This is a genomic window from Pseudomonas sp. LBUM1662 (genome assembly GCF_059695915.1).
This window is the reverse complement of the sequence record NZ_CP166793.1, coordinates 1511204-1533211: the sequence shown is the minus strand read 5'-3', so window position 1 is coordinate 1533211 and position 22008 is coordinate 1511204. Positions and strand designations below refer to the sequence as shown.

Below are 22008 nucleotides of genomic sequence, written 5' to 3'. Positions count from 1 at the left end.
CGACCTCCAGTAGCATGGCAGGGAATGACAGTTGTGATTCAATCCGCCCGCATGTTGCCGAAGGTGAGCAGCCCACCGCGCAATGTGAAAAACCAAGTCCTGCGTGGCCTTGAGTAGATTTGCGCGCAACGTTTTGCAGTGTAGAACAGACACGAGCAGGCGCAAGGGCCTGGATCCATGCCTACACTGATATCCCGTACTCAGTGAGAAAACGGGACTGAATCAAGATTTCTCCTGCTGGCAGGAAGAAAATCGGTCGCTTACCTTGGGCTCATCGTCAATCCCTCAAAGGTGTTTTTTCTCTTCCTTGTCTAGATGACGATCTTCTTTATGCTGTTCTTTTTCCAGTTTTTTTGCTTCTTCATCGACGTCTTTTGCATCGCGATCAACATCTTTGTCGACGTCTCTAACACCATCCCTGACATCATTGGCAACATCCCCTTCGGCAACGACGATGGCCGAATGAGAAATCAGACCTGTGATCAAAAGAAACGCTACAAGAATCAATCTGTTGGCTCGCATTGGAAAACTCCCGTTGTCGTTAACACTCTCGGCGGTGATCCGGCAAAACCATTACTCATTTTATTTCGGTACCAGGCACGAAAAGTTTGGACCGCGACGAGCGTTGCATATCGTTTCACTGGCACCCCTCCGAGACGGTTACGAAGGGCTGACTAAGCGAAAGGCCGGCATTAGAGGAAAGCTTAGCTGCCATTTTCCATCACTCCATCCGATGGCTGCTTATGGCCCGATTGCTGCCTGTTGCGAGGGGCCGCTATTGGCCGGCAGCGGACCTTCGGGAGGTGTTGGCTGGACGCTTACGAAGCTTTGGCATAAAAGAAACGAGTCCGACAATATGGCGAGGCTGGTGCCTTTGGATTACTAATGATTGGCCGGATAGTTTCCACGCTTAAGATTTGGTGATTTGCGGGGTCTTCTATTGGAGACGATATGCCTAGCAGACGGCATTTTGTATGCCCACGTGTATGCCCAACTATAAAAACCTGACATAACCAGCGATTTTACTGGATAGTTCGACTCCCTTCACCCGCTCCAATCGATTTTTGTCTCACGTTGTTTTTTGACGGGAGATGCAGTTAAAGAAAAAACCGGCCTTGATGGCCGGTTTTTTTGTGTCTGGGGTTTGTGTTTCATGGCGGAAATTAACGTTTTCGCGTAAAGCAGGGGGTTTGTTAGCGTTTTCGTTGCCCCAGTAACGGTTTTGTCGGCACCCTTTGCCCTGTATTACCAGATCAACGCGTAGCCTTTTGCTGTCGAGAGCTCATTCGCTAGTGGCACGAAAGTGGCCAATTATCGAAAAGGCAAGGTCCTACACTACGGTGGGAATTGTCCGTAGACTTGCGCATTGCTGCACTGTTGTCACGAGGCCTATAGTCCGTTCCGCGCCCAAATGGCGTATTGGGTTTGGCGACTCGATGACAACGATTCAGAAGCACTCCGAGCTTTTTCGGAGCTTTTTCTGACTGCACTTTGCTGCGCTTTTTTTGGTAGCTGTGCGTGGGAGACCTTCGGGTCTGCCGGTTTTACCGTTGTCCGGTTCGCCAACCTGCGTACAGCTGCCACCCCATTGTTTGGCGACGATTGAGTGGTAGGTCTTCCACCTACTAACGGTAATGACTCATGAACGAATATATGGCTTTAACCAGCAACGCCGACGACCTTCCCTCGCTCTACGTCAACACCACCCAACCGCTGCATTCACTGCTCAGCACCGCCAGTTACAGAATACGGGCCGTGACGCAGCTTCTTGAAAACCTCGCGATGCGAGGCGACATCACATCTGACGCGGTGATCCTCAGCGACTTTGCATTGCTGTGCTGTGTGCCCTTGCGCGACGGTTGCGATGTGCTGGACGTCATTGCTCGGCGTATGGACGCGGAATAGTTCTGACGCTACACCGGGTACCTTTCGAGGTGCCCTTTGCGTGTCATGGCCGGCCAACAATGGGCAGTAAGAGTTCGCCTGAGCGATCTATTACTGTGGCGAGGGAGCTTGCTCCCGCTGGGTCGCGAAGCGGCCCCAAAAAGGGACTGCTGCGCAGTCCGACGGGAGCAAGCTCCCTCGCCACAGGTTCGGTGTCACGCTTAACTGCCTTACATTGTTCTGGACGGCTGTTTGTAATTGAATCGAGCTTACAACCCCCCAACGCTCACCCCGTTCCCCCTCCCCGCCCAACCCGCTAGCATTTCCCTATCTTCAACCACCCTCTCCCCTGCGCGGCCATCAACGAACACGCGCCACTATTCTCCGAGGGAACCCAATCGGCCGCACATCAGGTGCCGCCCGTGAACGATCTCAACAGAGCCCACCAAACATGACTCAAAACATCTACGACGACCCAGAATTTTTCCAGGGCTACAGCCAGATGGCTCGCTCCATCGGCGGTCTCGACGCAGCCCCGGAATGGCCTGCACTCAAAGCAATGCTGCCGCCCACGAAAGGCCTGAAGGTGGTCGACCTCGGCTGCGGATACGGCTGGTTCTGTCGCTGGGCCAGTGAACACGGCGCCGAGAGCGTACTCGGCCTGGACGTTTCGGAAAAAATGCTGGAGCAGGCACGCAAGACAACGTCGCAAACCAATATCCAGTACGCCCGCGCCGATCTTGAACAACTCGATCTGCCCGCAGCCAGTTTCGATCTGGCATACAGTTCTTTGGCGCTGCACTACATCAAGGATCTCCCGGGTCTGTTCGCCAAAATCCACTCAGCCCTTAAACCCGGTTCACGCTTCGTATTTTCCATCGAACACCCAATCTTCATGGCGCCGCGTAATCCGGGCTGGCTGATTGATGGCGAAGGGAACAAGCGCTGGCCGCTAGACAGTTATCAACGGGAAGGCGAGCGGGTGACCCACTGGCTGGCCGAAGGTGTGATCAAACAGCATCGCACCATCGGTACGTTGCTTAATACGCTGATTGGCGCAGGTTTCAGCATCCGGCATGTCAACGAGTGGGGACCGACCGATGCAGAGTTGGCGGCGCAACCGGCCCTGGCCGAAGAGCGGGAGCGGCCGATGATGTTGCTGGTCAGCGTTCAGCGCTGAGGTCCATGCCGGGTCATCGTAATTTTTGCGTATGAATTCCCGATACCCGGTAAAGACAACGTATCGCCGCGTTGGGCCTGTCCACAGATGCCTTATTCTGGCGGCTCACCTTTCACCTAGAGATCAACATGGACAATTCAGAGTTGGGGATCATGATCATTTCGATGATCGGGTTGTTCGGCTTTGCTTCGTTTATTTTTGAATACCTGAGTGCCAGGCAAAGGGACAGATGACGTTCAGCGTGATCCGTCCCTTTTTGCCCTAGCGCGTCGCGACGATAAACAACCGCGGGAACGGCAGCAGCACCGAACCATCGCTCAGTGCCGGATAAGCCTGCTCGATGGCGGCGTGATACTGCTTGAGGTATTGCGCCTTCTCGGCGTCATTCAGCGGCTCGAGAAACGGCCGCAAGCCGCTGCCCTTGAACCACTCGACCACACCCGACGCCCCGCCCGCGAGGGGGTGATGGTAGGTGGTGCGCCACACGTCGACTCGCGCACAGTGCGGTCGCAGCATCGAGTAGTAATCTCCTGCGCTCGCCATGTCCGTGCGTTGCCCTGCGGCGTCCGCCAACTTGCTGGCCCACGGCCCATCGGCAGCGACTTCGCGCATCAGGCGATGGGACGGCTCGTTGAGGTTGTCAGGCATCTGGATGGCCAGGCTGCCGCCCTCGGTCAGTCGGGCGGCCAGCGAAGGCAGTAACGTCGCGTGGTCGGGCACCCACTGCAAAACAGCGTTGGCGAAAATCACATCGAACGGTCCAGGTTCGTTCCAGGTATCGATGTCAGCCGTGTCGAATTGCAGCTGCGGCAAGCGCTTGCGGGCGGCCTCGATCATATCGATCGAACTGTCCAGGCCACGCACCGTGGCATCGGCGAAGCGCTCCACCAGCAACTCGGTCGAATTGCCGGGGCCGCAACCGATGTCGATGGCCGAGCGCGCGTCCACGGGCGGAATCGCCGCGAGCAAATCACGAGCCGGACGTGTGCGTTCATCTTCAAAAGCGACGTATTGTTTGGCGGACCAACTCATTGCGTTCTCCTGTCGGTGCGTTGTTGTGGGCAGCGGCGCACAACGGGTTCGCTACGATACCGCGACCGGTGCGCCCTGCCCTATCCCACCTATGGCGAAAGAGGTTTTGAGTGAGCGGTTTTTTATCGCCAAATCATCGGAGGTCATAACTATATCGACCGTTCGTCGAGCGATAGGTCAATCAATTTTGACAGCCTATGTTTCGCATCTATAGTCCTAATCGCGGCCTGTCGGAAGGAACCCGACTTATCAGTTTGCACGCAGGAGCAAGGCCAATTTATCTCCCGTGATCGGTGGGTTCCGTCCGTAGTGTTTTCGCAGCAGCCGCAAGGCAAGCAAGCGTTGTTGCGCCTGGAAAGATGCCAGGCGCTCACTATGAACAAGGAGCTTTACTATGTCTCGAGTCACGGATGTTCTTGTTTCAATCGACACTGAAACCATTCTGAAAAACTACCCGAACATCAGCAAAAATCCCGCCTCGCCGACGCTGATCGACGTCAATCATGTGTACATGGTGACCAACCGGGACAACGTGATAAATGGTCAGGCCGGTGGTGAACTCAACTTGAAAGCCCAGGTGGGCGATCTGATTCGCTGGCGTGAAACCAGCCTGTCGCAGAGCTTCGAGACGGCAGTGATTTTCTACAAATTCATTGGCAACGTCGGCAACGAATTGATCTCCACACCCACGCCGCGCAAGGCTACAGCCTGCGTCGCCGTTCCCAACACCAGCAACCCGTCGGTGCCGAGCTGCCAGAAAGTCGATAACCATTACTGGTCTTCGGAAACCCTGTCGAGCGGCAGCGTGACCTACCACTTCCACTTCCTGATCGTGGATCGCGACTGCAAGATCGTTGGCTGCTGCTCGTGGGATCCGTTCATTACCATCCGTAACTGACGATGGTCTGGCCCCTTGGCGACAAGGGGCCTGCCAAGTTCGTTGCCGCCTCGACAGGAACGGGATGTCTTGCATGAACCGAAGCGGCTGCCGTTTTGCGTCACCATCATGAAAGGAATCCATGATGACTTCCGAACCGATCAAACCCCCTTCATCCAGCGTTGCGACGGCCCACAATGTGTTGCTGGTTGTTGATGCCGAATCCCTGCTTTTACGCTATCCAGATCCCAGCCTTGAGCCTGAAAACCCGACGTCTATTGCCGATGGTTTCATCTTCGCCATCAACGGATCTCCAACACCACAAAGTACAATAAATGACAGCTCAATTACGCTAACCCTAGGCACTGGATCGACTTTCCATATCCGCAGCAGAACCGTCAGCTTGCTCGCCGAGCACAGCGTGGTGTTCTACGGGATGTCAGCAGGCGATGCAGGCGTACTTTCAACGCCTGAACTGGTGGTCAAAGAAAACCTGACCGTGCCTGCACCCGACCCTGAAAACCCGACCGAACCGGGCAGCCATTCGGCCGATGATCATTATTGGCAGTGCACGCAATTGGCCACGGGGGTCGAGGCGTGTGAACTGAACTTCATGCTGATCGATAAAAGCTGCGCGGCGTTGGGGTACTTCCGCTGGGCGGTTGATGTGAAGGTGACACCCTGAGCGATAGGTGCCTGCGCTGTGTAGGAACTCTGTAGGAGCTGTCGAGTGAAACGAGGCTGCGATCTTTTGATCTTGCTTTTAAAAAGATCAAGATCAAAAGATCGCAGCCTCGTTTCACTCGACAGCTCCTACAGGGGTCGGGGGCGTCGCAGAATTGGGGTTTTTAAGTCGAATTTTCAACGAGCCGTCGCTGTCTGAAATTCAGGCGCATCCCAATAAGGAACACGGTAATGAAATTCGCAAAAATCTCGCAGAAACTCGCCCTGTGGGCCGGCAGTCCCAAGACGTTCATGGGGGCTTTGATTCTGATTGCGCTGTGGGGGTTGAGCGGGCCGATTTTTGATTACAACGATACCTGGCAGCTAATCATCAACACGTCCACAACCATCATCACGTTTCTGATGGTGTTCCTGATCCAGAACACGCAGAACCGCGACACCGACATCCTCCATCTGAAGATCGATGAGTTGCTGCGGGTAAACAAGGAGGCACAGAACGCGATGCTGGGGCTTGAGGCACTGGACCTCAAGCAACTGGAGGCGCTGCGTAAACACTATCGCGCCATGGGCGAAAAAGACGTGCATGGCCTGGCGGGGCTGGCGGCTTCGAGCAAGCGCAAACAGGATTTGAATGAGTGCTGAGCACAACAAAACGGCGCGTGATATGAGTCACGCGCCGTTTGCTTTGAACATCGTCAAACGCGGTGCTATCGACCGGCTTGAAGCGCCCTGGCCATTTGCAGATGGTTTTGCAATTTTGGCAGCGTTTCTTCAGCGAAAGCCTTGATTTCCGGCACGTCGGTGGTCTGTGCGGTTTGCTGAAGTTGCTCAATGGCTTCCTGAGTGGTTTTCACCTGACTGGCGGCATAGGCCTGGTCGAAGGTGGCGTCGTCCTTCACTTGCGGCATCAACGCTTTGGCCTTGTCGACCACTTCTTCGCGAGGGGCCACCGGCAAGTCCAGCTGCTTGGCGATTTTCGCCAGGTGCTGGTTGGCGGTCGTCCGGTCGTTGATGACCACGATGGTGTAGTCCTTGACCTCTTTGGATTCGGTTTTCTGGTGCGCCAGGCGACTGGCTTCGATGTCGGCCATGCCTTTGGCCGAGGCATCGTTGATGAATTCGGCGGGCGACTGGGCGAAGGCACTGTTGGCAAACAGGCCCAGCAACGTGGCAAAACTGGCAGTGCGTAATCGGGTGGCCATCCGGCTCATGGTCGCGCCCTCCTTCTGAAAAAATTCAAGCGGGAGCTTTCGCCCCCGCCTCTCAATCAAAACTACCTTCACCGACTATTTCGATTTCTGACCGCCTTTACGGCCCATATCGGGTTTCGCAGGGTCTTTGTCGACAGTCGTGGTGGTAGTTTTCCCACCTTTGCGACCGGCTTCAGACGCCTTCGTTCGATCGTTGGCGAAGTTTCCCGAGTTCGAGTTTCTTGAGTTAGGCATGATTCTCTACCTCTTGGTGATGATCGCGGCGAGCAGGAGCCCGCATAGAATCTGAATTTCGATCGCCACAAAGGTTTAGAAAAATTGAAATCGCCGCGACGAACGGTGGCCGTTTTTTCAGACCCCGAGGCGCTGGTGATTTCGGCGCTTGGCCGCGTACATGGCCTCATCGGCATGCCGGAACAGCTGCTTTTCTTCGGTGCCGTGCTCGGGGTAATGCGCGACGCCGATACTCGGCTGGATGTTCACGCTGTGCCCGTCCAGGCGCAGGGGCTGCGCCAGAACCCGAAGGATTTTTCCCGCCACGCGGTCAGCATCTTCCGACGCGTGGATGCTGTGCAATAACACTACGAACTCATCGCCACCGATGCGCGCCACCGTGTCGGTCTCACGCACGCAGCCCTTGAGCCGATTGGCGACCGCTTGCAACAGCATGTCGCCGACCGCATGACCGTGGGTGTCGTTGACTTCCTTGAAGCGGTCGAGGTCGACGTACAGCAGCGCCATTCGTCCGCAATCCGTGCGGGCCAGCGCCAGCGAGTCTTTGAGCCGGTCACGCAGCAACGCTCGGTTGGGCAGCTGAGTCAGTTGGTCGTATTGGGCCATGCGTTGCAGTCGGGCATGTAATTGCTTGCGCTCTATCGCGGTCGCGATCTGGGCGCAGACGTATTGCAGCAGTTCCTTGTCTTGCTCGGTATATCGCTCGCCACCCGGTACGCTTTTGACGATCAGCGCGCCGATGGTGCCGTTTTGCGAGTTCAACGGCACACCCAGCCAGCAAGGCGCATCCGGCCCGGCGACCAGCACCTCGAATCCTTCTGGCGGGTTGTCCTGGTCCGGGGTCAGCAAAATCGGCAGGCCGCTGCGAATGACTTCGGCGCAGAGGCGGCCGGTGACGGTTCCGGGCTGCTCGGGTTGCAGCTCATGGTCATTGACGTGATACGGGAAATTCAGCTGCGCGCAGTGTTCGTCATACAGCGCCACGGAGAAATTCAGCGCCGGCAGCCATTCGCCGATGATCAAATGGACACGCTTGAACAGCGCCAGCAAATCTTCCGCCGCGTGGGCCGCTTCGGAAATCGCATACAACGCCGCTTGCCGGGACTCGGCCTGCTTGCGCTCGGTGATGTCCCGGGCCACGGCAATGCGCAACTGATCGACTTCAGACCAGCGCGCCGACCACAGGATATGCACCACCGCGCCGTCCTTGCGCAGGTAACGGTTTTCGAAGTTGAGTTTGGGGTCACCGTCCATGATTTCGCGCGCCGCATCGAGGGTGCGCTGGCGATCGGCGGGATGCACCATGTCGATCATCGCCTGGCCGATCAGCTCGTCCGCGGTGTAGCCGAAAATACGCTCGCAGGCCGCGCTGACAAATACGAAGCGACCTTGTTTATCCACCGCACAGACGGCGTCCAGCAAGAGATCGATGTAGCTCGCCAACGGCGCGGAATTTCTGGTTGCCATGGTGCGATGAGCGTGTCCGGACAATGCAGCAAAAAGAACTCTCCCTGACCGTTCAGTACAGCTGACGCATCCGTGCGCTCAACCTCAAACCTTGTTTGTCACCAGCCCCGGTAGCGCATGAGCGAGGGCGTTGATGGCGAAACCAATAAACATCACCCCGCACAACCGGGTGATCGCCAGTTCATGGCGTTGATACAAGGTGCGCACCTGCCGCGCGCCGACAATGCCAATGAGGATAGCGTAGGCCATCAGGCCACCGACGAAGCTCAGGGCAATCAACCACGGCAACATTGACCAGTGCAGCAACTCCGCGCGGCTCGACAGCAGCGCCGTGAACGTCGCTACCGCCACGGGGTAAGCCTTCGGATTAGTCAGGCCGAACAGAATGCCGTGCCAAAAGGGCTGGCGAGCCGGGCCTTGAGGGGCATCGGCGCTGCTGCGCTTGGCCCGTATGGCGCGCAAACCGAGCCAAAACAGGTACAGACCGCTGAGCACACCCAACACATCGAACGCCGTGCTGCCGATTTCCCGTGCGCCGACAATCGCGATCAGTGCCGTGCTGCACCAGACCACGTCCCCCAGCAAGTGCCCACAGAGAAACCCCGCCCCCGCCCGCCGTCCACGCGCCGCACCAATGCCAAACACCGCCAACACACCCGGGCCCGGCGTGATGCCGTAGATAAATCCCGAGGCGAGAACGGCCATTAGCAGCGATGGAGTCATTGGAAGTCCTTTTTAACTATTCGGTGAATGGGCGCAAGTCTATATCAGGTCTCGAGAATATCGACTGACTGATCGTCGAAGAACTTCATTCCCGCGTACGGACGCTCGCGGCAGGCTGCCAGCCGGGACGCCAGGTCCCCGACGTGGGCTTCAAGCTTGTGGCCGTCCGGGTCGAGGAAATAGAAGGACGCGCCTTCGCTGCGGTTGTCGCGCCATTCCTGCACGTTGGCGGATCGCAGGTGTTCGACGAACACTGGGAAATCGGTTGCGCTGAGGGTGAAGGCGTAGTGGGAGTAATCGACGGTGGGTTCGGATTTACGCAGTGGATCTAGGGAAAGGCACAGCCACAAACCCGGTAACGAGAGGTAGGCGCCCGTGTCCCAAGAAGCTTCAAGCCGCAGTTGCAGCAGGTCGCGATAGAACGCCACGCTGCGGTTCAGGTCGGTGACGGCGAGGGTCAGGTGGTTGAGGCCGGTGAGCATGGGTCATAAACCTGTAAGAGCTTCGGGGACTACATATTGTTTACCGTCGTAACGCAAAGTGGTTATTACGGGTTTGGTTTTCGTTGATCTGGATTCACATGCTTCGCCCTCACCGTCCCCAACCGTAGTGGTAGATACCGATTTAACGATTAGGTCTGCGTAACCATGGGAACTGGTGTTGCCCATTTCGACGGTTCGAACAACTTCAGAACGCTCACCGGCACAATTGCCATCCCACTCGCCGCTGTACTGATAGGTGATCAACCTATCCATGACCGGACGCACCATTTCACCGTCTTTCACGTAGAGCGAGAGCAACGTTTGATCGAATGGATTGATGCGTGACGAGCCTTTGAACAAGGCTCGTAAACCAAAGGCGCGCAGATCGGAAGTGAGTTTGTATCGGGCCGTGTCGAGTTGCAGGTCTTCCAACGCAATCGCATCCGACTCAAAAACGGATGCGCGATGATACGTCGCCACCGGCTTCAACCCGCCAGTAGAAACCAGCGCAAGGTTGAGATCGTAGGTCCCATCGCGGCCCGAACTATCAGACGAAGGCCGGGGCTCAAGTTGTGACAAAGCGGTAATCGACAGTGCCGGATAGGCTGGCCAGTCCTTGCACACCGAATATCCGAATTCGCTCGAAAGCGGCGGCTTTTCACATCTCGCCAGCGCTTCGGTGGTCACCAGGAAACTGCACACGACAGCACAACCGATCAATCCAGACCTCAATGTCATTTTCCCTGCTCCTTTTAACGATGTGATTTCAGCCACGCACTATCCCCGGCTCGGTGCATCCGCTCAATCAGTGTTATGCCAGACGAACGGGCTAGCATCCCCCCATGCGCGACGATGTAGTATGTTGTATTACAAACCACTACATCGAGTCCGCCATGTCCGTCATGTCTTTGCGCTTGCCAGACGAAATCGCCGATACCCTCGCCAATCTTTCCAAGGCCACTGGCCGCAGCAAGTCATTTCTTGCTGTGGAAGCGCTGCGTGAATACCTCGCCCGGGAAGCCTGGCAAATAGAGGAAATTCAAAAGGCTCTGAAGGAAGCTGACGCCGAAGACTTCGCATCACCCGAGGAAGTAAAAGCAATCGCCGATAAGTGGACTGCCAATGCGCGTTGAGTGGTTGCGTACTGCATTGAAAAATCTGGATGACGAAGCCGCTTATATAGCAATAGAGAACCCGAAAGCCGCGGCAGACTTCGTCCAAGCTATCCTCGCAAGCGTCGATCACCTTTCTCGCTTTCCGGCAACCGGACGGGAAGGCCGCCTGCCCGGTACCCGCGAATGGGTCTTGCCAGATCGACCTTATCTAATCCCTTACCGAGTTCGTCAAGGATGCCTCCAGGTATTAAGGGTCTTTCATACCAGACGTCTTCCGCCTGCCAATTGGTGAACACAACAAAATCAGGGCACTGGATAGAACGTCATCCGTGCCTTATCCCCTCCCCAATCCGCCCATTCAACCAGTTCAACGCCTGATCCCCGCCCCGTCGCTTGTGCCAGACCAGCACAAACGTAAACGACGGAATATGAAACGGCGGCGGCACCACGATCAGCGAGCGTTCATCAATCTCGCGCAGCCCACGTGAAGCTACGGTAAGGATCAGGTCCGTGCCGCTGATGAATTCCGGGGCGACGCTCCAGTGCGGCAGGCTGATCGCGACGCGACGGCGTTCGCGCAACGCCGTCAGGGCTCGCTCGATTTCCGGGGTGCCGCTGCCACGCATTTCCAGCAGGACGTGTGGCCGCGCGAGGTAGGTCGGCAGGTCAAGCACGCCATCGGCAGGCAAGCTGTTGCGGTCCACCAGACAGGCGTAGTGCTCTTCGAACAGCGGCGTGCTGCGCAGCTCGTTGGGCAGTTCCGGAAAGACCCCGGCCGCAACGTCGATGTCGCCGTTGAGGACCGCGTCGAGCATGCCTTCGCGGCTGGCGTGGCTGATTTGCAGGTCGATGCCCGGCGCTTCCCGGCGCAACGTGCGAATCAGACCTGGCAGGACGATGGCCGCTCCATAGTCGGACATCGCCAGACGAAACGTGCGCTTGGCCGTGGCCGGGTCGAAGGCGTTTGGCGCCAGCAGCGATTGCACCTGGGCAAGGGCTTCGGTCAAGGGCGCGATCAACTCCAGAGCACGCGGGGTGGGTACGAGCGTGGCGCCTGCGCGCACCAGCAAAGGATCGCCCAGCACGTCGCGCAACCTGGCCAGGGCATGGCTGACCGCCGGTTGGCTCAGGTGCAAACGCTCGGCTGCCCGAGTGACGTGCTGCTCGCTGAGCAAGGCGTCGAGGATCACCAGCAAGTTGAGGTCGATGCGCCGTAGATCATTCATCTGATGCATGTTCTGCATAGCAATTCGGAATTTAAATCTGCGCGACGAATACTCTAGAGTCCAGCAAAACCTGTTGGAGAACGATCATGAGTACGTTGCATTGGGCCGGGCTGTTGCTGCTGGCCGTGGTGGCCGGGGCGGTGGTGCCGTTTCAGAGTGCGATCAACGCCAACCTCACGCGTGGGCTGGGTCATCCGTTGTGGGCGACGCTCGCGTCGTTGCTGGTGAGTATCGTGGTGTTGTTGCCGATCATGTTGGCGCTGCGCTTGCCGCTGCCGTCGCTGGCGTTCATCACCAAGGCGCCTCTGTGGATGTGGGCCGGTGGTGCGTTCGGGGTGTGTTTTATTTCGTTGGCGCTGATGCTGCTGCCCAAGCTTGGGGCGTCGGGGTTTATTGCGTTGGCGCTGGCGGGACAGGTGGTGGCTTCGCTGGTGCTGGATCACTTTGGGTTGTTCGGGTTGGTGGAACGGCAGATGACGTTGCCGCGGGTGTTGGGGGCGGTGTTGTTGATGGCGGGTGTGGCGTTGATTCAGTTCAGTGCTGCGCCAGGGAAGGGGTTGGTGACTGCGGGTTAAGCTGAGACTGTCAGGCCGCCATCGCGAGCAAGCTCGCTCCCACAGTTAATCGGCGGCGTGGCACAGATCAGTGTAGGAGCGAGCTTGCTCGCGATGGCGGCCTGAACAGCACCGCAGATTTTAGTACTTGTCGAGCGTACGCAGCTTCTGCGGCAACCCCCACAGCAGCAGCGCAACAGCGATCAGCGCGCAGACAGCAATGACGTACAGCGCCGGGGTGGTGCTGCCGGTCAGGTCTTTGATCCGCCCGACCATGACCGGGCTGACGATGCCGCCGAACTGGCCGAGGGTGTTGATCACCGCGATCCCGCCAGCCGCCCCGGCCCCGGCACCGGCCAGCAGTTTTGGCGGCAGGGTCCAGAAGCTCGGGATGGACGCGATGATCCCGGCACCGAGCAAGCCCAGCGCGACAATCAGGAAGGTCGTGTGGTTGGCGAAGATCCCCGCACAGATGAATCCAAGCGCCCCCATTGCAACCAGTCCAGCGACAAACTTGCGTCGCTCACCGGTCGAGTCGGACAGCCGCCCGATCACCACCATGCTGATGGCGCCGCAGATGTACGGAATGGCGGTCAGCAAACCGATCATCACCGGACTCTCGGTGCCGGCGCTGCGGATCAGTTGCGGCGCCCAGAAGTTCAAGCCGTAGGACGCCACCTGAATCAGGAAGTAGATCAGCCCCAAGGTCAGGAAACCCGGGATCCGCAGCGCGGCGAGCAGCGAGCCGCCACTCTTGTGCGGTTCATGGTGCGCAATGCGGCTGGCCAGCAGGGTCTTCTCCGACGGCGTCAGCCAATGGGCGTCTTCGATGCGGTCCTTGAGCAAGGTCAGCACCAGCAAGCCTAGGCCGATGCAGGGTACGCCGCCGAGCAGGAACAGCCAGTGCCAGCCGCGCATGTCCATAAAACCGTCGAGGTGTTGCAACACCAGCCCGGAGAACGGTGCGCCGACCAGGCCGGCAAATGCCGACGACAGGAACAGCATCGAAGTGATGCGCCCGCGATAGTGCTGCGGGAACCACAGCGTCAGGTAATACAGCACGCCTGGCGCAAAACCGGCTTCCATCGCGCCGATCACGAAACGCAGCGCATAGAACTGCCATTCGCTGTTGACGAAGACCATGGCGGCAGTGGCGAGGCCCCAGGACATCATGATCCGGGCGATCCAGCGCCGGGCGCCGACCTTGTACAGCATCATGTTGCTTGGCACTTCGAAGATCACGTAACCGACCACAAACAGCCCGGCGCCGAGGCCGTAGGCGGTGTCGCTCAGGCTCAGGTCGGTCTGCAGCTGGAACTTGGCGAAGCTGATGTTGATGCGGTCGAAAAAGGCGAACAGGTAGCAGACCATGATCAGCGGCATCAGGCGCCAGGCGACTTTGCTGACCAGGGCTTTTTCTTCGTCGTGGTTAATGGACGGGCTCGCGCCCGCCTCCAGTACATTGAGGCTCATGGTGCTGTCTCCAGGCGGACTTCCCTTGGGTGTCCGATTGTTTTTGTTGTCTGGTTGGGAGGATCGTTGTGAATGCTTTTTACTGTGGGAGCGGGCTTGCTCGCGAATGCAGTCTGACATTCAGGCTTGATGTCGACTGACACGCCGCCTTCGCGAGCAAGCCCGCTCCCACAGGGGGTTCGGTGTGGTCAGGAGGGGGTCGGATGCAAATCACAATTGCGTCCGGCCTTGGCCAACTGACCGGGCACTTCGTGGCCGAGCAGCGCGGGTAATCCTCGGGACAACTTCAGCAACAGCGGCAAATCGATGCCGGTGTGAATGCCGATTTCATCGCACAGGTTGACCAGGTCTTCGGTGCAGATATTGCCCGAGGCACCCGGCGCGAATGGGCAGCCGCCGAGGCCACCAAGGGCAGCGTCGAAGCGTCGGGCACCGGCCTCGTAGGCCGCCAGCACATTGCACAAACCGAGGCCGCGGGTGTTGTGGAAATGCAGGGTCAGATCAGCCGGCGAAACCCGTTGCAACACCCGCCGTACCAAGCGATCGACCTGACGCGGATTGGCCATGCCGGTGGTGTCGGCCAAGGTGATGCCCTGGATGCCGAGTTCCTGATAGGCCTCGACGATTTGCAGCACGCGATCCTCATCGATCTTGCCTTCGAACGGGCAGCCGAAAGTGGTGGCGATGCTGCCGTTGAGCTGCACCGGCGTGCCACCGACGTATTGCACGATCTCGCCGAACGCCGCCAACGAGGCTTCGCAACGCATGCGCATGTTGGCCAGGTTGTGGGTCTGGCTGGCGGACATCACCAGGTTCAGCTCATCGGCCCTGGTTGCCAGCGCCCGTTGCGCGCCTTTGAGGTTGGGGATCAGCGCGACGTAGATCACCCCCGGCTGCCGGGAGATGCCTTTGAACACCAACTCGCCATCGCGCAGCGCCGGAATGGACTTGGGCGACACGAACGAGCCGGCCTCGATGCGGCTGAAACCCGCCAGCGAGAGCTGATCGATCAAGGCAATCTTGTCGACGGTTTCGACCCAGGTCGGCTCGATCTGCAAGCCGTCGCGGGGGGAGACTTCCTGAACGATCAGGGTCTCGGAAAAATCAGTGATCATTGCACCACCCCTTCGGCTTTCAGCCGTTCGATGTCCAGCGCCGTGAGGCCCAGCCCCGCGAGAATACCGTCGGTGTGCTGGCCCAGACTCGGCCCGGACCAGTTCACGCCGCCGGGGGTTTCGGACATTTTCGGCACGATGCCGGGCATCTTCACCGTGGCGCCGCCGGGCAGGTCGGCGCTGAGCAGCATGTCCCGCGCCTGATAGTGCGGATCGGCGACGATGTCGGCGACGGAATAGATGCGCCCGGCCGGCACTTCAGCGGCTTCCAGCGCCGACAACACTTCATCGATCGGCAGGCTGCTGGTCCAGTGAGTGATCGCCGCATCGAGCACGTTACTTTTCAATGCACGACCGTCGTTATGAGCAAACTCCGGCGCTTCGGCCAGATCGCGACGACCGACCACTTCCATCAGGCGCTTGTAGATCGGGTCACTGTTGCCGGCGATCACCACGTAGGCGCCGTCGGCCGTCAGGTAAGTGTTGGACGGCGCGATGCCCGGCAAGGCGCCGCCGCTGCGCTCACGCACATGGCCAAGCATGTCGTATTCCGGCACCAGGCTTTCCATGACGTTGAACACGCTTTCGGCCAACGACACATCGACCACTTGTCCGCCGCCCTGCCCGGTCTTGACCCGCAACAACGACATCAAGGCACCGATCACCGCGTGCAGCGACGCCAGGGAATCGCCGAGGCTGACGCCGACCCGCGCCGGGGGTGAATCGGGATTGCCGGTGGTGTAGCGGATGCCGCCCATGGCCTCGCCGATGGCGCCAAAACCCGGACGGTCGCGGTACGGGCCGGTCTGGCCGTAGCCGGAAATCCGCACCAGCGTCAGGTTGGGGTTGAGGGCGTGCAACACGTCCCAACCCAAGCCGAGTTTTTCCAAAGCGCCTGGCCGCAGGTTTTCGATCAACACGTCGGCGCTGGTCGCCAGTTGCTTGACCAGTTCGATGCCTTCAGGAGATTTGAGATTGAGCGCCAGGGACTTCTTGTTGCGCGATTGCAGGTACCACCAGAGCGAGGTGCCTTCGTGCAGCTTGCGCCACTTGCGCAGCGGGTCGCCCTGGCCCATGGCTTCGATCTTGATCACTTCGGCGCCGAACTCGGCAAGCATGCGCGCGGCGAACGGCGCGGCGATCAGCGTGCCGATTTCGATCACTTTGATTGCACTCAAGGGGGCAGTCATCGCGGGGTACCTCTATGTTGTTCTTGGAATATGAGCCAAGGCTAGAGGACCTGGGGGCGATGAATCCAACCCTCAATCGGCAACGTTCGTTCGCGAAACGCGAACGCTCCGGGAAACTACCGCAACCTCAGGTCAGTCTTCGCGGGCAAGCCTCGCTCCTACAGGGATCACGAATAACCTGTAAGAGCGAGGCTTGCCCGCGAAGAGCTCAGCACATCCCACCGACATCTGTCAGACCTGCCCACGCAACTGCTCAAACAACATCCGGCTCACCGGCGACAACGCCGCTTCATCGCGCACTACCAGAATCAGCGCCCTATCCGACCAGTCATCCGTCAACGGCACCGCATGCAACCCCAGCGCCCGGCCAAACAATTCATAGGCCTTTTGCGGCAGGATGCCGATGCCCATGTTGGCCTGAACCATCCGGCACATCGCATCAAAACCCGGCACATGAATCCGCAACCGCAGCACCTTGCCGGCCTTGCGCGCCGCCGCGTGGGTGCGCATGTTGATCGAACTGGCGGAATGCAGACCGACGTAATCGCTGCCCAGCGTATCGGCGAAGGCCAGACTCGAACGACTGGCCAACGGGTGATCGGGCAGCATCAGCACCACCAGTTTGTCCTGGCGATACAGCACGCTGTGCAGGCCTTTGACGTCGCTGTCACTGGAGCAGATTCCGAGGTCCGCCACGCCATCCAGCACGCCCTGAATCACCCCACTGCTAGGCCGTTCTTCGAGGTCGGTCTTGACCTGGGGATGGCGCTCGGAAAAGTCTCGCAGGTCTTCGGGCAAGAACTGAATGATCGCCGACAGGTTCGCGAGCATCCGCACATAGCCGCGAATACCGTGGCTGTGCTCGCCCAGTTCGAGGCCCATTTTCTCGACGTTGAACAACATCTGCCGGGCATGGTGCAGCAGGGTTTCGCCGGCTGGCGTCAGGGTCATGCCTTTGGCCTGGCGCACGAACAGGCTGATACCCAGCGCCTCTTCCAACTCCATCAACCGCTTGCTGGCCGCCGACACCGCAATCGCCTCGCGGGTCGCGGCACGGGTCAGGGTGCCTTCCTCATGGACGGCGACAAACAGCTGGAGGGTGATCAGGTCGAGGCGGCGGATCAGGCTTTTTTGCAGCATGGAGGGCTCGATGACTTCAGTTCGGCTGAGTCGGCAGGATAGCCCGGTTTTGGCCCACAACGTCACCTGCCATCGCCCTACACCCAAATCTCACTGGCCGATCACAACGAGGAGATCGCTGAAAAAGTCGCGTGAATTAATGTAGCTTTACGCACCCACGACGGGGACGTCGGTTTCTGAAACCCAAGGAAGACTCAATGAAGAGCAGCACCACCCTCCTCGTCACCTGCAGCACGGTATTTCTCGCCCAACTGGGCATGAGCATTTACCTGCCGGCGCTGCCGGACATTGCCCGGGATCTGTCCGCCGAAGCTTCGCAGGTGTCCTGGGGCCTGGCGGTGTACCTGATCGGCATGGCGCTGCCGATGCTGTTCTGGGGCAGCCTCGGTCAGCGTCTTGGCCGCAAACCGGTGTTGCTCGCCGCGCTCGGGATCTACGGGTTGGGCAACCTGGCCCTGCCCTTGAGTCAGACGCTTGAATCGTTCCTGTTGTGGCGACTGGTCCAGGGGATTGGCGCCAGCGGGATTTCGGTCATGGCGCGGGTGCTGATCCGCGACAGTTTCCGTGGTGACCTGCTGGCCAAGGCGCTGTCCTGGATATCGATTTCCTTCGTGGTAGCGCTGGGCATCGGCCAGTATCTGGGGTCGATCATTCAAGTTGCGCTGGGTTGGTCGGCGATTTTCTATCTGCTGGGTGGCGTGAGCCTGTTGATGGCGCTGATCGTGTCCCGGGTCAGTTTTCCGCTGCTGGTTGAGGACAATGTTCTTTCATCCGCGTGGCCGAGTTACGGGCGCATTCTGCGTGATCGAGCCTTCCTGCTTCCGGCACTCACCGGCGGCCTCGGTTATGGCGTGATCATCGCGTTCAACACCGCAGCGCCGCTGATTCTGCAAGGCCCCTTCAACTGGTCGGCGGTGGAATACGGATTGCTGGGCTGGCCGATCAGCGCGGCGTATTTCCTGGGGGCGCTGGGGGTGAATGCTTTCGTGCTTCGCACCGGTCGACGCTGGCTGATGACGGCAGGTGTGGGGCTGGTGTTGGGCGGCTGCGCGGTGATGTTGCTGGGCAGCATCGCGGGCACATCCGTTGCGCTGCTGTTCTGGTTGCCTTACTGCTTTGCGGTGTTCGGGCAGTCGTTGAACTACCCGATCAGCCTGGCCCTGGCCAACGACGGCTCGCCGGTCGGCGGGGCTTATGCGATGGCGTTGAGCGGTTTCATTCACCAACTGATGGCCGCCGTCATCGGCGCGATTGCCAGCCTGATCGCCAGCCAGCAGGCGTGGCCACTGTCCCTGTTTTGCACCTTGCTGGCCTTGGGCGCGATGCTCTGCGTGATGCTCGCGCGCGGTCGTCAAACCGGTTAGAACGCGTTGCGGAAAATCTCCTCGATCTGGCGCTGATCCGCCACCCGTGGATTGGTCAGGCCGCAGGCGTCTTTCAGCGCGTTGGTGGCGAGAATCGGGATGTCGTTGAGTTTGGCGCCGAGTTCACGCAAACCGGCAGGAATGTCGACATCTCTGGACAGGCTGCGGATCGCCAAAATGGCTGCTTGAGCACCTTCTTCCGGGCTTAACCCGCGAGTATCAGCGCCCATCGCGTGGGCCACATCCGTCAGGCGCGGCGCGCACACCAGCGCATTGAAACTTTGTACGTGGGGCAGCAACACCGCGTTGCACACGCCATGGGGCAAGTCGTAGAAACCGCCCAACTGGTGAGCCATGGCGTGGACATAACCCAAGGAGGCGTTGTTGAACGCCATGCCCGCAAGGAACTGCGCGTAGGCCATGTTTTCCCGTGCGGCCATGTCGCTACCGTCGCGCACGGCCAGGCGCAGGTTGCTGCTGATCAACGTGATTGCCTTCAGTGCGCAGGCGTCGGTGATCGGATTGGCCGCGGTGGACACGTAGGCTTCGATGGCGTGAGTCAGCGCGTCCATGCCGGTGGCAGCCGTCAGGCCCTTGGGCATGGCGACCATCAGCACCGGGTCGTTGACCGACAAGATCGGTGTGACGTTACGGTCGACGATGGCCATTTTCACGTGGCGCGATTCGTCGGTGATGATGCAAAAACGGGTCATCTCGCTGGCGGTGCCGGCGGTGGTGTTGATCGCGATCAGCGGCAACTGCGGTTTAGTGGACCGGTCGACGCCTTCGTAGTCGCGGATCTGCCCGCCGTTGGTCGCGCACAACGCGATGCCCTTGGCACAGTCATGGGGCGAGCCGCCGCCGAGCGACACCACAAAATCACAGCGACTTTCCTTGAGCAGGCCCAGGCCGCGCTCGACGTTGGCGATGCTCGGGTTTGGTTTGGCGCCGTCAAAGATCACCGAGTCGATGTCCTGCATCGCCAGCTTCTCGGCAATCATCTTCGCCACGCCAGCCTTGGCCAGCCCGACGTCGGTGACGATCAGCGCCTTGCGAAAGCCGTACTTGCCAATGGCGTCCATGGCTTCGTCCAGGCAATCGTTGCCCATGATGTTCACGGCGGGAATGAAAAACGTGGTGCTCATGAGTGATTCTCCTGGCTGGGCCGAATCGGCAGCGCCGATCCAGCGGGTACCCACAGGATCGACCTATCGGTTACGCAGTAACTTGATCTGGCTCAAGTCCCCGTCGTGATAAAGTCGCCGCCCATCAGACCACTTGCTTTGAGACTTTGAACCGCAATGACCGATTTCCAGGATGTTGATGCCCAACTTGAAGACTGGAACGCCTTGCGCGCCACCGCCTCGTTCAGCGGCTTGCTGGTGGGCAACGGCGCCAGCCGCGCGGTGTGGGACGATTTTGGCTACGACTCGCTGTTCGAAAACGCCCGCACCGTCGAAGAAAAACCTCTGAGCCAGTCCGAGCTGAGCGTGTTCGACGCCCTGCAGACGCGCAGTTTCGAGCAAGTGCTAAGCGCGCTGAAAACCACCAGCCGGGTCAACAAGGCCCTGGCCGTCAGTTCCGCCGCGCCGCGCAATCGTTACTACGCGATCAAGGAAGCGCTGATCAACACGGTTCACGCGGTGCACATCCCTTGGCGGCTGGTGGTGCCTTCGACCCTGGCGACCATCAGTCAGGAGCTGGGCAGCTATCGGACGGTGTTCACCACCAATTACGACTTGCTGAACTACTGGGCGATCCAGCACCAGCCGGAGGCGATCACCGATCTGTTCCAGGGGGCCGAACCGGGTTTTGACCTGAGCGCCACGGCGACCGATAAAACCCGTTTGCTGTATCTGCACGGCGGCCTGCATCTGGTGCGCAATCAGGACGGCACGGCGCGCAAGCTGATGTCGACTGAGGGCACGTTGCTGGGCAGTTTCGCCATCAACAATACGATCAAGACCCTGGACGATGTGCCGCTGTTTGTTAACGAAGGGCCGGCGCAGGACAAGCTCAAGACCATTCGCAGCTCGGATTATTTGTCGTTTTGTTATGACCAGTTACTGAGCCATGGCGATGGGTTGTGCCTGTTCGGGCATGCCCTGGGCGAGCAGGACAGCCACATCATCCACGCGTTGCGCCAGGCGAAACCGAAGGTGGTGGCGATCTCGATTTACCCGCGCAGCAAGGCGTTTATCCAGCATCAGAAGCGGCATTACGCGAAGGTGTTTGAGGGGACGGGGTCAGAGCTGCGGTTTTTTGATTCGAAGACGCATGCGCTGGGTAGCCCGAAGCTGACTGTACCGGTTGAAGTTTAGCGGCGGCTAGGCTGGCCCCTTCGCGAGCAAGCCCGCTCCCACATTGGAACGCATTCTCCTTGTGGGAGCGGGCTTGCTCGCGAAGAGGCCAGTTCAATCAACCTATTCCTCAGCGCTATGCACCACCACCAGCAACTGCGCCTGCACCTCCCCCACAGACCGGATCCGGTGCGGTTTCTGCGCATTGAAGTGCAGCGCATCTCCGCGATTGAGCAGCACCCGCTCGTTCATGAAGTCCACTTCCACCTGCCCTTCGTGGACGAACAGAAACTCTTCCCCCAAGTGTTCCTTGAAGGTTTTATCCGCGAATTCTGTCGGTGGATAAATCATGAACGGCAGCAGGCTGCGCTCGCTGACCTGATGGGCCAGCACCGCGTAGCCGGGGCTTTCATCATTGGCCGCCAGGGACTGGCGTTCGTCGCTGCGCACCAGGCTGTAGCTGTCGAGGCTGATGTTGTCTTCGGAGAACAATTCCTCGACCTTCACGTTCAGTGCCTTGGCCAGTTTCAGGGCCGCCGCGATCGACGGCGTATTCAGCCCTCGCTCGACTTTCGACAGGTAGCTCTTGGTCATGCCGGATTTTTCGGCCAAGGCCTCCAGCGTCACACCAAGTTTTTTTCTCAGTAATTTCAAACGGATAGACATGAAGAACGATTAATCCATCAAGGAAGCGACGATTTGTCCTTGTCAATGACACAAAGTGTCATATAGCCTCTGCTGTGTCATTTGCATGAAA

At 58.9% G+C, this 22008-nt stretch carries 25 protein-coding genes; 10 read left to right on the top strand and 15 right to left on the bottom strand.

Annotation, left to right across the window (positions count from 1 at the left end):
- Positions 1–285: 285 nt before the first annotated feature.
- Positions 286–522: a hypothetical protein gene (locus ACA049_RS06850; RefSeq protein WP_497334133.1), complete on the bottom strand. Its 237-nt coding sequence runs from the start codon at positions 520–522 to the stop codon at positions 286–288.
- Positions 523–1641: 1119 nt separating this feature from the next.
- On the opposite strand from ACA049_RS06850, the gene ACA049_RS06845 reads away from it, so the two are divergent.
- Entirely contained in the window at positions 1642–1905 is a 264-nt protein-coding gene (locus ACA049_RS06845) for a hypothetical protein (RefSeq protein WP_010462435.1), read from the top strand.
- 430 nt (positions 1906–2335) lie between these two features.
- Positions 2336–3064 (top strand): class I SAM-dependent methyltransferase, encoded by a 729-nt coding sequence (locus ACA049_RS06840; protein ID WP_497334131.1) that lies wholly within the window; start codon positions 2336–2338, stop codon positions 3062–3064.
- Positions 3065–3325: 261 nt separating this feature from the next.
- Here ACA049_RS06840 and tam read toward each other — a convergent pair whose 3' ends face one another.
- On the bottom strand, positions 3326–4096 hold the full coding sequence (gene tam / locus ACA049_RS06835) for a trans-aconitate 2-methyltransferase (protein WP_497334129.1): 771 nt from the start codon (positions 4094–4096) through the stop codon (positions 3326–3328).
- 394 nt (positions 4097–4490) lie between these two features.
- Here tam and ACA049_RS06830 point away from each other — a divergent pair, with 394 nt between their 5' ends.
- The 3 genes from ACA049_RS06830 to ACA049_RS06820 all read left to right on the top strand — a co-directional run bounded on the left by ACA049_RS06830 (position 4491) and on the right by ACA049_RS06820 (position 6299).
- Positions 4491–4994: an inclusion body family protein gene (locus ACA049_RS06830; RefSeq protein ID WP_497334127.1), complete on the top strand. Its 504-nt coding sequence runs from the start codon at positions 4491–4493 to the stop codon at positions 4992–4994.
- A gap of 124 nt (positions 4995–5118) precedes the next feature.
- Positions 5119–5658, top strand: a complete 540-nt coding sequence (locus ACA049_RS06825) for an AidA/PixA family protein (RefSeq protein WP_497334125.1) — start codon at positions 5119–5121, stop codon at positions 5656–5658.
- 230 nt (positions 5659–5888) lie between these two features.
- Positions 5889–6299, top strand: coding sequence for a low affinity iron permease family protein (locus ACA049_RS06820; RefSeq protein ID WP_438660524.1), 411 nt, complete (start codon positions 5889–5891; stop codon positions 6297–6299).
- Between the two features lie 65 nt (positions 6300–6364).
- Here ACA049_RS06820 and ACA049_RS06815 read toward each other — a convergent pair whose 3' ends face one another.
- The 6 genes from ACA049_RS06815 to ACA049_RS06790 form a co-directional block, all read right to left on the bottom strand.
- Complete coding sequence (locus tag ACA049_RS06815) at positions 6365–6868, bottom strand: DUF4142 domain-containing protein (protein WP_497334123.1); 504 nt, start codon at positions 6866–6868, stop codon at positions 6365–6367.
- Positions 6869–6943: 75 nt separating this feature from the next.
- On the bottom strand, positions 6944–7102 hold the full coding sequence (locus ACA049_RS06810; RefSeq protein WP_010462447.1) for a KGG domain-containing protein: 159 nt from the start codon (positions 7100–7102) through the stop codon (positions 6944–6946).
- A 117-nt stretch (positions 7103–7219) separates the two neighbouring features.
- A complete protein-coding gene (locus tag ACA049_RS06805) occupies positions 7220–8569 on the bottom strand; it encodes a sensor domain-containing protein (RefSeq protein WP_497334121.1) in 1350 nt (449 codons plus the stop codon).
- Positions 8570–8653: 84 nt separating this feature from the next.
- On the bottom strand, positions 8654–9292 hold the full coding sequence (locus ACA049_RS06800) for a LysE family translocator (protein WP_497334119.1): 639 nt from the start codon (positions 9290–9292) through the stop codon (positions 8654–8656).
- 44 nt (positions 9293–9336) lie between these two features.
- Complete coding sequence (gene fos / locus ACA049_RS06795; protein ID WP_497334117.1) at positions 9337–9774, bottom strand: fosfomycin resistance glutathione transferase; 438 nt, start codon at positions 9772–9774, stop codon at positions 9337–9339.
- A 3-nt stretch (positions 9775–9777) separates the two neighbouring features.
- Positions 9778–10548, bottom strand: a complete 771-nt coding sequence (locus tag ACA049_RS06790; protein ID WP_497334115.1) for a PA3715 family protein — start codon at positions 10546–10548, stop codon at positions 9778–9780.
- Between the two features lie 119 nt (positions 10549–10667).
- Here ACA049_RS06790 and ACA049_RS06785 point away from each other — a divergent pair, with 119 nt between their 5' ends.
- Together ACA049_RS06785 and ACA049_RS06780 are read left to right on the top strand one after the other, a co-directional pair.
- Positions 10668–10907 (top strand): CopG family ribbon-helix-helix protein, encoded by a 240-nt coding sequence (locus tag ACA049_RS06785; RefSeq protein ID WP_497334113.1) that lies wholly within the window; start codon positions 10668–10670, stop codon positions 10905–10907.
- On the top strand, positions 10897–11181 hold the full coding sequence (locus ACA049_RS06780; RefSeq protein ID WP_497297783.1) for a type II toxin-antitoxin system RelE/ParE family toxin: 285 nt from the start codon (positions 10897–10899) through the stop codon (positions 11179–11181). The genes ACA049_RS06785 and ACA049_RS06780 overlap by 11 nt, the downstream gene beginning before the upstream one ends.
- A 31-nt stretch (positions 11182–11212) precedes the next feature.
- On the opposite strand, the gene ACA049_RS06775 is transcribed toward ACA049_RS06780, so the two are convergent.
- Positions 11213–12124: a LysR substrate-binding domain-containing protein gene (locus tag ACA049_RS06775; RefSeq protein WP_497336787.1), complete on the bottom strand. Its 912-nt coding sequence runs from the start codon at positions 12122–12124 to the stop codon at positions 11213–11215.
- Positions 12125–12201: 77 nt separating this feature from the next.
- Between ACA049_RS06775 and ACA049_RS06770 the strand changes: the two genes are divergently transcribed.
- On the top strand, positions 12202–12690 hold the full coding sequence (locus tag ACA049_RS06770) for a DMT family transporter (RefSeq protein WP_497334111.1): 489 nt from the start codon (positions 12202–12204) through the stop codon (positions 12688–12690).
- A 120-nt stretch (positions 12691–12810) separates the two neighbouring features.
- Here ACA049_RS06770 and ACA049_RS06765 read toward each other — a convergent pair whose 3' ends face one another.
- From ACA049_RS06765 to ACA049_RS06750, 4 genes are all read right to left on the bottom strand, one after another.
- A complete protein-coding gene (locus tag ACA049_RS06765; protein ID WP_497334109.1) occupies positions 12811–14142 on the bottom strand; it encodes an MFS transporter in 1332 nt (443 codons plus the stop codon).
- Positions 14143–14330: 188 nt separating this feature from the next.
- Positions 14331–15257: a hydroxymethylglutaryl-CoA lyase gene (locus tag ACA049_RS06760; RefSeq protein WP_497334107.1), complete on the bottom strand. Its 927-nt coding sequence runs from the start codon at positions 15255–15257 to the stop codon at positions 14331–14333.
- Positions 15254–16447, bottom strand: a complete 1194-nt coding sequence (locus tag ACA049_RS06755) for a CaiB/BaiF CoA transferase family protein (protein ID WP_438660515.1) — start codon at positions 16445–16447, stop codon at positions 15254–15256. Before ACA049_RS06755 ends, ACA049_RS06760 begins: the two co-directional genes overlap by 4 nt.
- 231 nt (positions 16448–16678) lie before the next feature.
- Positions 16679–17587: a LysR family transcriptional regulator gene (locus tag ACA049_RS06750; protein WP_497334105.1), complete on the bottom strand. Its 909-nt coding sequence runs from the start codon at positions 17585–17587 to the stop codon at positions 16679–16681.
- A 197-nt stretch (positions 17588–17784) separates the two neighbouring features.
- Between ACA049_RS06750 and ACA049_RS06745 the strand changes: the two genes are divergently transcribed.
- Positions 17785–18951 carry an MFS transporter gene (locus ACA049_RS06745; RefSeq protein WP_497334103.1) on the top strand — a complete coding sequence of 389 codons (1167 nt, stop codon included), beginning with the start codon at positions 17785–17787 and terminating at the stop codon, positions 18949–18951.
- On the opposite strand, the gene yiaY is transcribed toward ACA049_RS06745, so the two are convergent.
- Positions 18948–20096, bottom strand: coding sequence for an L-threonine dehydrogenase (gene yiaY, locus ACA049_RS06740; RefSeq protein ID WP_497334101.1), 1149 nt, complete (start codon positions 20094–20096; stop codon positions 18948–18950). The two genes, ACA049_RS06745 and yiaY, sit on opposite strands and share 4 nt — an antisense overlap.
- 156 nt (positions 20097–20252) lie before the next feature.
- On the opposite strand from yiaY, the gene ACA049_RS06735 reads away from it, so the two are divergent.
- The gene (locus ACA049_RS06735) at positions 20253–21272 is read left to right on the top strand and encodes a DUF4917 family protein (RefSeq protein WP_497334099.1); all 1020 of its coding nucleotides are present in this window, start codon (positions 20253–20255) and stop codon (positions 21270–21272) included.
- Between the two features lie 102 nt (positions 21273–21374).
- Here ACA049_RS06735 and ACA049_RS06730 read toward each other — a convergent pair whose 3' ends face one another.
- Positions 21375–21917 (bottom strand): helix-turn-helix domain-containing protein, encoded by a 543-nt coding sequence (locus ACA049_RS06730; protein WP_219095235.1) that lies wholly within the window; start codon positions 21915–21917, stop codon positions 21375–21377.
- Positions 21918–22008 lie beyond the last annotated feature (91 nt).

What these genes read in the sequence shown, in the direction of transcription:
- yiaY (WP_497334101.1), bottom strand. Translation starts at nt 20,096, where the DNA reads ATGAGCACCACGTTTTTCATTCCCGCCGTGAACATCATGGGCAACGAT.
- ACA049_RS06765 (WP_497334109.1), bottom strand. Translation starts at nt 14,142, where the DNA reads ATGAGCCTCAATGTACTGGAGGCGGGCGCGAGCCCGTCCATTAACCAC.
- ACA049_RS06850 (WP_497334133.1), bottom strand. Translation starts at nt 522, where the DNA reads ATGCGAGCCAACAGATTGATTCTTGTAGCGTTTCTTTTGATCACAGGT.
- ACA049_RS06755 (WP_438660515.1), bottom strand. Translation starts at nt 16,447, where the DNA reads ATGACTGCCCCCTTGAGTGCAATCAAAGTGATCGAAATCGGCACGCTG.
- fos (WP_497334117.1), bottom strand. Translation starts at nt 9,774, where the DNA reads ATGCTCACCGGCCTCAACCACCTGACCCTCGCCGTCACCGACCTGAAC.
- ACA049_RS06810 (WP_010462447.1), bottom strand. Translation starts at nt 7,102, where the DNA reads ATGCCTAACTCAAGAAACTCGAACTCGGGAAACTTCGCCAACGATCGA.
- ACA049_RS06805 (WP_497334121.1), bottom strand. Translation starts at nt 8,569, where the DNA reads ATGGCAACCAGAAATTCCGCGCCGTTGGCGAGCTACATCGATCTCTTG.
- ACA049_RS06785 (WP_497334113.1), top strand. Translation starts at nt 10,668, where the DNA reads ATGTCCGTCATGTCTTTGCGCTTGCCAGACGAAATCGCCGATACCCTC.
- tam (WP_497334129.1), bottom strand. Translation starts at nt 4,096, where the DNA reads ATGAGTTGGTCCGCCAAACAATACGTCGCTTTTGAAGATGAACGCACA.
- ACA049_RS06800 (WP_497334119.1), bottom strand. Translation starts at nt 9,292, where the DNA reads ATGACTCCATCGCTGCTAATGGCCGTTCTCGCCTCGGGATTTATCTAC.
- ACA049_RS06815 (WP_497334123.1), bottom strand. Translation starts at nt 6,868, where the DNA reads ATGAGCCGGATGGCCACCCGATTACGCACTGCCAGTTTTGCCACGTTG.
- ACA049_RS06750 (WP_497334105.1), bottom strand. Translation starts at nt 17,587, where the DNA reads ATGCTGCAAAAAAGCCTGATCCGCCGCCTCGACCTGATCACCCTCCAG.
- ACA049_RS06735 (WP_497334099.1), top strand. Translation starts at nt 20,253, where the DNA reads ATGACCGATTTCCAGGATGTTGATGCCCAACTTGAAGACTGGAACGCC.
- ACA049_RS06830 (WP_497334127.1), top strand. Translation starts at nt 4,491, where the DNA reads ATGTCTCGAGTCACGGATGTTCTTGTTTCAATCGACACTGAAACCATT.
- ACA049_RS06825 (WP_497334125.1), top strand. Translation starts at nt 5,119, where the DNA reads ATGACTTCCGAACCGATCAAACCCCCTTCATCCAGCGTTGCGACGGCC.
- ACA049_RS06775 (WP_497336787.1), bottom strand. Translation starts at nt 12,124, where the DNA reads ATGCATCAGATGAATGATCTACGGCGCATCGACCTCAACTTGCTGGTG.
- ACA049_RS06780 (WP_497297783.1), top strand. Translation starts at nt 10,897, where the DNA reads ATGCGCGTTGAGTGGTTGCGTACTGCATTGAAAAATCTGGATGACGAA.
- ACA049_RS06760 (WP_497334107.1), bottom strand. Translation starts at nt 15,257, where the DNA reads ATGATCACTGATTTTTCCGAGACCCTGATCGTTCAGGAAGTCTCCCCC.
- ACA049_RS06845 (WP_010462435.1), top strand. Translation starts at nt 1,642, where the DNA reads ATGAACGAATATATGGCTTTAACCAGCAACGCCGACGACCTTCCCTCG.
- ACA049_RS06840 (WP_497334131.1), top strand. Translation starts at nt 2,336, where the DNA reads ATGACTCAAAACATCTACGACGACCCAGAATTTTTCCAGGGCTACAGC.
- ACA049_RS06745 (WP_497334103.1), top strand. Translation starts at nt 17,785, where the DNA reads ATGAAGAGCAGCACCACCCTCCTCGTCACCTGCAGCACGGTATTTCTC.
- ACA049_RS06770 (WP_497334111.1), top strand. Translation starts at nt 12,202, where the DNA reads ATGAGTACGTTGCATTGGGCCGGGCTGTTGCTGCTGGCCGTGGTGGCC.
- ACA049_RS06730 (WP_219095235.1), bottom strand. Translation starts at nt 21,917, where the DNA reads ATGTCTATCCGTTTGAAATTACTGAGAAAAAAACTTGGTGTGACGCTG.
- ACA049_RS06820 (WP_438660524.1), top strand. Translation starts at nt 5,889, where the DNA reads ATGAAATTCGCAAAAATCTCGCAGAAACTCGCCCTGTGGGCCGGCAGT.